This window comes from Massilia sp. 01N410 (assembly GCF_056399665.1).
Genome location: NZ_JBFTRV010000027.1, coordinates 58,503 through 64,960 on the forward strand (window position 1 = coordinate 58,503; position 6,458 = coordinate 64,960).

Here is a 6,458-nt window from a genome sequence, read left to right on the forward strand (position 1 = left end):
TGAGGAGATGAGAATGAGTTCGCCACAAAATGCGCCGTACTATTTCGTCCCTGGCCCCTCGCGGTGGCCGATGGCCGGCGGCCTATCGATGCTCGTCACGATGGCGGGCGCCGCCGGCTGGGTCAACGGCACGTCCTGGGGTCCCGGCGTCTGCACGGCCGGCATCCTGGCCATGCTCGTGGTACTGTATTTCTGGTTCGGCGACGCCATCGGCGAATCGGAATCGGGCAAGTACGGCGCCCGCATCGACAGCTCCTACCGCTGGTCGATGAGCTGGTTCATCTTCTCGGAAGTCATGTTCTTCGGCGCCTTCTTCGGTGCACTGTTCTATGCGCGTTCGATCAGCATGCCCTGGCTGTCCGACCTCGACCACAAGGTCATCTGGCCCGACTTCGCCGGCCACTGGGGCAACGTCGGCCCGGCCGGCACCGTCGAGTCCTTCAACACGATGGGCCCGTTCCCGATCCCGACCATCAACACCGCGCTGCTGCTGAGCTCGGGCGTGACCCTGACCATCGCCCACCACGCCCTGCGCGCCGGCCACCGCAGCAAGACCGCCTTCTGGCTGTTCTGCACCATCCTGCTGGGCGCCGTCTTCATGGGCTTCCAGGCCTATGAATACCACCACGCGTACACCGAACTGAACCTGAAGCTCAGCTCGGGCATCTACGGCTCGACCTTCTTCATGCTGACCGGCTTCCACGGCTTCCACGTGACCATGGGCGCGATCATGCTGTCGGTGGTGCTGTACCGCGTACTGAAGGGTCACTTCACGCCGGAACACCACTTTGGCTTCGAAGGGGCGGCGTGGTACTGGCACTTCGTGGACGTGGTGTGGCTGGGTTTGTACGTGGTCGTCTACTGGCTGTAAGAAGTCCCGCAAGCCTTGAATCGTCGTCCCCGCGCAGGCGGGGATCCAAGTTCTGCATGAACTATCGAAACGCAAGCTGACTTGGGGGAAAAAGCGCCAGTGGCGCTTTTTTCACCTGCGCGGGGACGACGTTTACGGGCTAGCGTAATCCCGTCGGCTGAATCCACCCCATCTTGTAAGAAAACAGCACCAGCAGAAACAGCGTGATCGACAGCCCCACCCGCATCGCCAGCGCCTGCACGGTGCGGTTGCTGCGGCCCTTGTCGCGCATCAGGAAGAACAGTGCGGAGGCCAGGCTGGCGATGATGAGCACGAAGGCGATGGCGACGACGATTTTCATGACTGGCCCCGAGTTGGAATAGTGACATTGTATGCGACTTCGCTTCCATTTCAGGACCGTTCCCTTCCTTGCCACCCTCGTCCTCGTCGTGCTGGGGATCGTGCTGGGCAACTGGCAAACCCGCCGCGCGGCCGAGAAAACCGTCCTGCAGACAAAACTGGAACAGGGCATGGCGGCGCCCCCGCTGAGGCTCGATGGCGGCGCCGTCGATCCCGCCACCTTGGAGTTTCACCGTGTCATTGTTACCGGGGAATTCGTCCCCAACTGGCCGGTGTTCCTCGACAACCGGCCGCAAGATGGCCGCAGCGGATTCGTTTTGCTGATGCCGTTTAAAATAGCGGGGTCGAGCAAGTCCGTACTGGTCGCGCGCGGTTGGCTGCCGCGTAATACGGCCGAGCACGACAAGCTGCCGCCCTATACGACGCCCGCGGGCCAGGTCACGCTCGAGGGCAGGGCGGTGCGCCAGCTGGCCCGCGTGATGCAGCTGGGGACGGCGGCGCCGCTCGCGCCGAACGCGATCGTGCAGAACACGGACCCGGCCGACGTGGCGCGCGCCAGCGGCCTGGACCTGCTGCCGGTCGTGGTCGAACAGACCGGGCCAGGCACGCCGGGCGACGGCCTGACGCGCAACTGGCCCATGCCCAGCCTGGACATCGACCGCCACAAGGGCTATGCCGTGCAGTGGTATGCGCTCGCGGCGATGGCTTTCCTCTTTTTTGTGATTACAGGATTTCGACGTGGAACCAAACAAGCCGGCTGAACCCCAACAACGCAAGCGCGGCCGCTGGATGCTCTGGCTGGTGCTGCTGGTGTGCGCTTCGCCGTTGATCGCGTCATACTTCACCTTTTACGTGCTCAAGCCGGAAAAGCGCAACAACTACGGCACCCTGATCGACCAGCGCGCCCACCCGATACCGGCGATGGCGACCACCACCCTGGACGGCAAGCCGGTGGCGCTGGACCAGTTCAAGGGCAAGTGGGTGATGCTGATGGTGGCTCCCGGCGCCTGTGGCGAGGCCTGCCGGAAGCAGCTGTTCGCGATGCGCCAGTTGCGCCTCATGCAGGGCAAGGAACAGGACCGCATCGAGCGCGTCTGGCTGATCGACGACAAGGAGCCGCTCGACACCATCGTGATCCGCGAATTCGACGGCACCCACATGCTGCGCGCCGATGCCCAGGCCGTGGCGAACTGGCTGCCGGCCGACCCGGGGACCGGCGTGACCGACCACATCTACATGATCGACCCGCTGGGCCATTTGATGATGCGCTTCCCGAAGGATCCGGAACCGCGCAAAGTGTACAAGGATATCAACAAGCTGCTGAAGGCTTCTTCGGTCGGCTGATGCAAGAATCATGGAAGTCTCGAATTTCATACTGCTGGCCCTGACCGGCATCCTGGCCGCCAGCGTGCCGCTGTCCGTCGTCTGGATGGCGACCGGCGGCAACCGCTACCGCAAGCTGGCCTGGGTGATCGCCTTCTTCACCTTCGACCTGATCGTGTTCGGCGGCTTCACCCGCCTGACGGATTCGGGCCTCGGCTGCCCCGACTGGCCGGGCTGCTACGGCGAAGCCAACCCCTTCCTGGCCCATGCCCATATCGCCGCCGCCGAGGCCCTGATGCCGACCGGTCCGGTGACGAAGGTGAAAGCCTGGATCGAGATGATCCACCGCTTCCTGGCGATGGGCATCGGCCTCATGATCATCGGCCTGATGGTGGCTTCGTGGGTGCAATGGCGGCGCTCGAAAGGGCGCTCGCATTCGCCCTGGCTGCCCACGCTCCTGTTTTTCTGGGTGTGCGTGCAGGGCGCGTTCGGCGCCTGGACCGTGACCATGAAGCTGCAGCCGGTGATCGTGACCCTGCACCTGCTGTTCGGCATGACCCTGCTGGCCCTGGCCGTCTGGCTGGGCGGACGCGAGGACAATCTGCTGCATCCGATGCCGGTTCTGGCGCCGCCGGACGCCCAGAAAATGGCCGATGCGCTGCGCCGCCTGCGTCCGCTTGCCTGGCTGGCCGGCGCCGTCGTGCTCATCCAGTTGGCACTCGGCGGGTGGGTAAGTACCAATTATGCGACGCTTGCCTGCAATGACTTTCCACTCTGCCAAGGACAAATTGTCCCAGAGATGGACTTTCAACACGGCTTCACCTTGTGGAGGGAACTGGGCAAAACGGCCGCCGGCCATTACCTGCCGTTCTCGGCCCTGACCGCCATCCACTGGGTGCACCGCAACTTCGCGGCCGTCGTGGTGCTGGTGCTGGGCCTCACAGCCTGGCGCGCCTGGCGTTTGCCGGGCCTGCACGGCGCCGCCCGGAATATTGCTTTAGTATTATTGGCGCAGGTCCTGACGGGGGTCGCGACCGTGTTTTTTAATTTCCCGCTTGCAATTGCTGTGCTGCACAACGCAGGGGCGGCCCTCCTTGTCTTGCTGGTGACCATGATAAACTACAAGGTACAGTATCAACTCGACCTGGTGCGCTCCCCCCGGCATGAAGCGGAGGCGGCGCCCGCGGGCCACTCATGATTACCCAAACCGCAACCCATAAACCGCCCAGCCGCGTCTCGCAATACTGGGCGCTGACCAAGCCTCGCGTCACCCAGCTGGCCGTCTTCTGCGCCGTGATCGGCATGTTCCTCGCCACCGACGGTTTCCCCGGCTGGCACGTGCTGTTCTGGGCCACGCTCGGCATCTGGCTGCTGGCCGGCGCCGCCTTCGCCGTCAACTGCCTGATCGAGGCCGAAGTCGACGCCCGCATGGCCCGCACCGCGCGCCGCGCCACCGCCATGGGCGAGCTGTCGACCACCCAGACCCTGTTCTTCTCCGCCATCCTCGGCGGCGCCGGCATGGGCATCCTGTACACGATGGTCAATCCGTTGACCATGTGGCTGACCTTCGTCACCTTCGTCGGCTATGCGCTGATCTACACCGTCCTGCTCAAGCCCAACACGCCGCAGAACATCGTGATCGGCGGCCTGTCCGGCGCGATGCCGCCGGCCCTGGGCTGGGCCGCGGTGGCGAACACGGTGCCGATGGAAGCCTGGCTGCTGGTGCTGATCATCTTCGTCTGGACCCCGCCGCATTTCTGGGCGCTGGCCATGTACCGCCGCGACGACTACGTCCGTTCAGGCCTGCCGATGATGCCGGTCACCCATGGCATGAAGTACACCGGCCAGCAGGTCTGGCTGTATTCGATCGCGCTGGCCGCCTGCACCTTGTTCCCGTTCGCGGTCGGCATGAGCGGCTGGCTCTACCTGCTGTCCGCCATCGGCCTGAACGCCGTGTTCCTGCGCCACGGCTGGCTGGTCCACAAGCACTACAGCGACCAGGTCGCGCGCAAGGCCTTCGCCTGGTCCGTGATCTACCTGTCGCTGCTGTTCGCCGCGCTGCTGGTCGACCACTATGTGAAGCAATACCTGACTTTCTGATTCCTTCGACATGAAAAAACTGCTGCCCCTGCTTGTCGCCGCCACCTTGGCGTTTTCCCTTGCCGCCTGCGACAAGCTGCCGGGCAAGCAGGCCAGCTTCCAGAACACCGACGTCACCGGCCTCGATTACGCCAAGGGCTTCAGCCTGACCGATTTCAACGGCAAGCCGCGCACCCTGGCCGACTACAAGGGCAAGGTCGTGGTCGTCTTCTTCGGCTACACCCAATGCCCGGACGTGTGCCCGACCACGATGGCGGAAATGGCCACCGTGATGCAGAAGCTGGGCCCGCAGGCCGACCAGGTGCAGGTGCTGTTCATCACCCTCGACCCCGAGCGCGATACCCCGCAGCTGCTGGCCAGCTATGTGCCGGCCTTCGACAAGCGCTTCATGGGCCTGTACGGCACCCTTGAACAGACCGCGAAGACGGCCAAGGACTTCAAGGTGTTCTACTCGAAGGTGCCGGGTTCAAGCCCCGGCAGCTACACCATCGACCACATGGCCGGCAGCTATGTGTTCGACCGCGACGGCCGGCTGCGCCTCTTCATCCGCCACGGCGGCAGCGCCGATTCGATCGTCCACGACGTCCGCCAGCTGCTTATCTAAGCCAAGGAAATGGACCAGCGGCCTGGAAAGAACACCACCCGGGCCGCCGCCGTCATCCTCCTCACGCTCGGCTGCCTGTATGTCCTGAGGCCCTTCCTGGCCGCGATCCTGTTCGCCGCCGCCGTCGTCATCTCGTCCTGGCCTTTGTACCTGAGGCTGCGCCGGCGCATGCACGGACGCCGCACCCTGGCGGCGCTGACCATGACGCTCACGTTGACCCTGCTGGTCGTGATTCCGCTGGCCCTGGTCGCCTACAACCTGGCCGACAACGCCGCCGCCGCCCTCGAGGAGCTGCGCAAGCTCAGTCGCGGCAACCTGCAGTCGCCGCCCTGGATCCGCGCGATCCCGCTGCTCGGCGAACAGATCGACATCTATTTGCGCGAGCTGCTGGCCAGCCGCGACCGCATGATGGAACTGGCGCGCCGCATGGCCGAACCTGCCCGGCACTACCTGGTGGCCGGCGGCATCGTGCTGGGCGCGGGCGTGGTCCAGATGGCCCTGGCGGCCTTCGTCAGCTTCTTCTTCTACCGCGACGGCGAGGCGCTGAACGCCGTGATCGCGGCCGCCATGAAGCGCATCATGAACGAGGAAGCCGAGTCGGTGACGGAGACCGTCAGCCAGACCGTGCGCGGCGTCATGTACGGCCTGCTCGGCACCGCCCTGGCCCAGGCCCTGGTGGCGGCGATCGGCTTCGCCATCGCCGGCGTGCCAGCGGTGCTGCTGCTGTCGGTGCTGGTGTTCGTGTCCTCCTTGATTCCGGTCGGCCCGCCCGTCATCTGGGGCGGCGCGGCGATCTGGCTGTTCGCCCAGGGCAGCACCGGCTGGGGCATCTTCATGCTGGTATGGGGCTTCTTCGGGATCAGCGGCGTCGACAACGTGGTGCGGCCGATGCTGATCAGCCGCGGCTCGAGCCTGCCCTTCCTGCTGACTTTACTCGGCGTGCTGGGCGGGGTGATCGCCTTCGGCTTCGTCGGCCTGTTCATCGGACCGACCCTGCTGGCGGTGGGCTATTCCCTGATGAGCGGGTGGACGCAAACGAGGAATCCTATCGTGAGGCGGGACGCCGAATAGGTTGGCGCTGTTCGCGCCAAGTGTGGAATCTTTTCTGCAAGCCTGCGGTCCAATGTCGACCTGAACCGTTGACGGAGGCCCCATGCAAGCACGGCAGTTCGAACAGTTCCTGCAACGCCTGTCCTCTCTAACGCGGCGCCAGCGCGACCG

Annotated in this window: 8 protein-coding genes; 7 read left to right on the top strand and 1 reads right to left on the bottom strand. The window is 64.7% G+C overall.

Annotated elements, in window-relative coordinates; genetic code table 11:
• The first annotated feature begins 13 nt into the window (after nt 1–13).
• Nucleotides 14–871: a cytochrome c oxidase subunit 3 gene (locus AC1DOP_RS25215; RefSeq protein ID WP_477253997.1), complete on the top strand. Its 858-nt coding sequence runs from the start codon at nt 14–16 to the stop codon at nt 869–871.
• A gap of 139 nt (nt 872–1,010) precedes the next feature.
• On the opposite strand, the gene AC1DOP_RS25220 is transcribed toward AC1DOP_RS25215, so the two are convergent.
• The gene (locus AC1DOP_RS25220) at nt 1,011–1,211 is read right to left on the bottom strand and encodes a twin transmembrane helix small protein (protein WP_442124245.1); all 201 of its coding nucleotides are present in this window, start codon (nt 1,209–1,211) and stop codon (nt 1,011–1,013) included.
• 31 nt (nt 1,212–1,242) lie between these two features.
• Between AC1DOP_RS25220 and AC1DOP_RS25225 the strand changes: the two genes are divergently transcribed.
• The 6 genes from AC1DOP_RS25225 to AC1DOP_RS25250 are packed head-to-tail and all read left to right on the top strand — an operon-like array spanning nt 1,243 to nt 6,308.
• A complete protein-coding gene (locus AC1DOP_RS25225; protein ID WP_477253999.1) occupies nt 1,243–1,971 on the top strand; it encodes an SURF1 family protein in 729 nt (242 codons plus the stop codon).
• Complete coding sequence (locus tag AC1DOP_RS25230; RefSeq protein ID WP_442124247.1) at nt 1,949–2,554, top strand: SCO family protein; 606 nt, start codon at nt 1,949–1,951, stop codon at nt 2,552–2,554. Before AC1DOP_RS25225 ends, AC1DOP_RS25230 begins: the two co-directional genes overlap by 23 nt.
• Nucleotides 2,555–2,564: 10 nt before the next feature.
• Complete coding sequence (locus tag AC1DOP_RS25235) at nt 2,565–3,731, top strand: COX15/CtaA family protein (RefSeq protein WP_442124248.1); 1,167 nt, start codon at nt 2,565–2,567, stop codon at nt 3,729–3,731.
• On the top strand, nt 3,728–4,633 hold the full coding sequence (cyoE, locus tag AC1DOP_RS25240; RefSeq protein ID WP_442124249.1) for a heme o synthase: 906 nt from the start codon (nt 3,728–3,730) through the stop codon (nt 4,631–4,633). Before AC1DOP_RS25235 ends, cyoE begins: the two co-directional genes overlap by 4 nt.
• A 10-nt stretch (nt 4,634–4,643) precedes the next feature.
• Nucleotides 4,644–5,237 (top strand): SCO family protein, encoded by a 594-nt coding sequence (locus AC1DOP_RS25245; RefSeq protein ID WP_477254003.1) that lies wholly within the window; start codon nt 4,644–4,646, stop codon nt 5,235–5,237.
• A gap of 9 nt (nt 5,238–5,246) precedes the next feature.
• Nucleotides 5,247–6,308, top strand: a complete 1,062-nt coding sequence (locus tag AC1DOP_RS25250) for an AI-2E family transporter (protein ID WP_477254005.1) — start codon at nt 5,247–5,249, stop codon at nt 6,306–6,308.
• Nucleotides 6,309–6,458 lie beyond the last annotated feature (150 nt).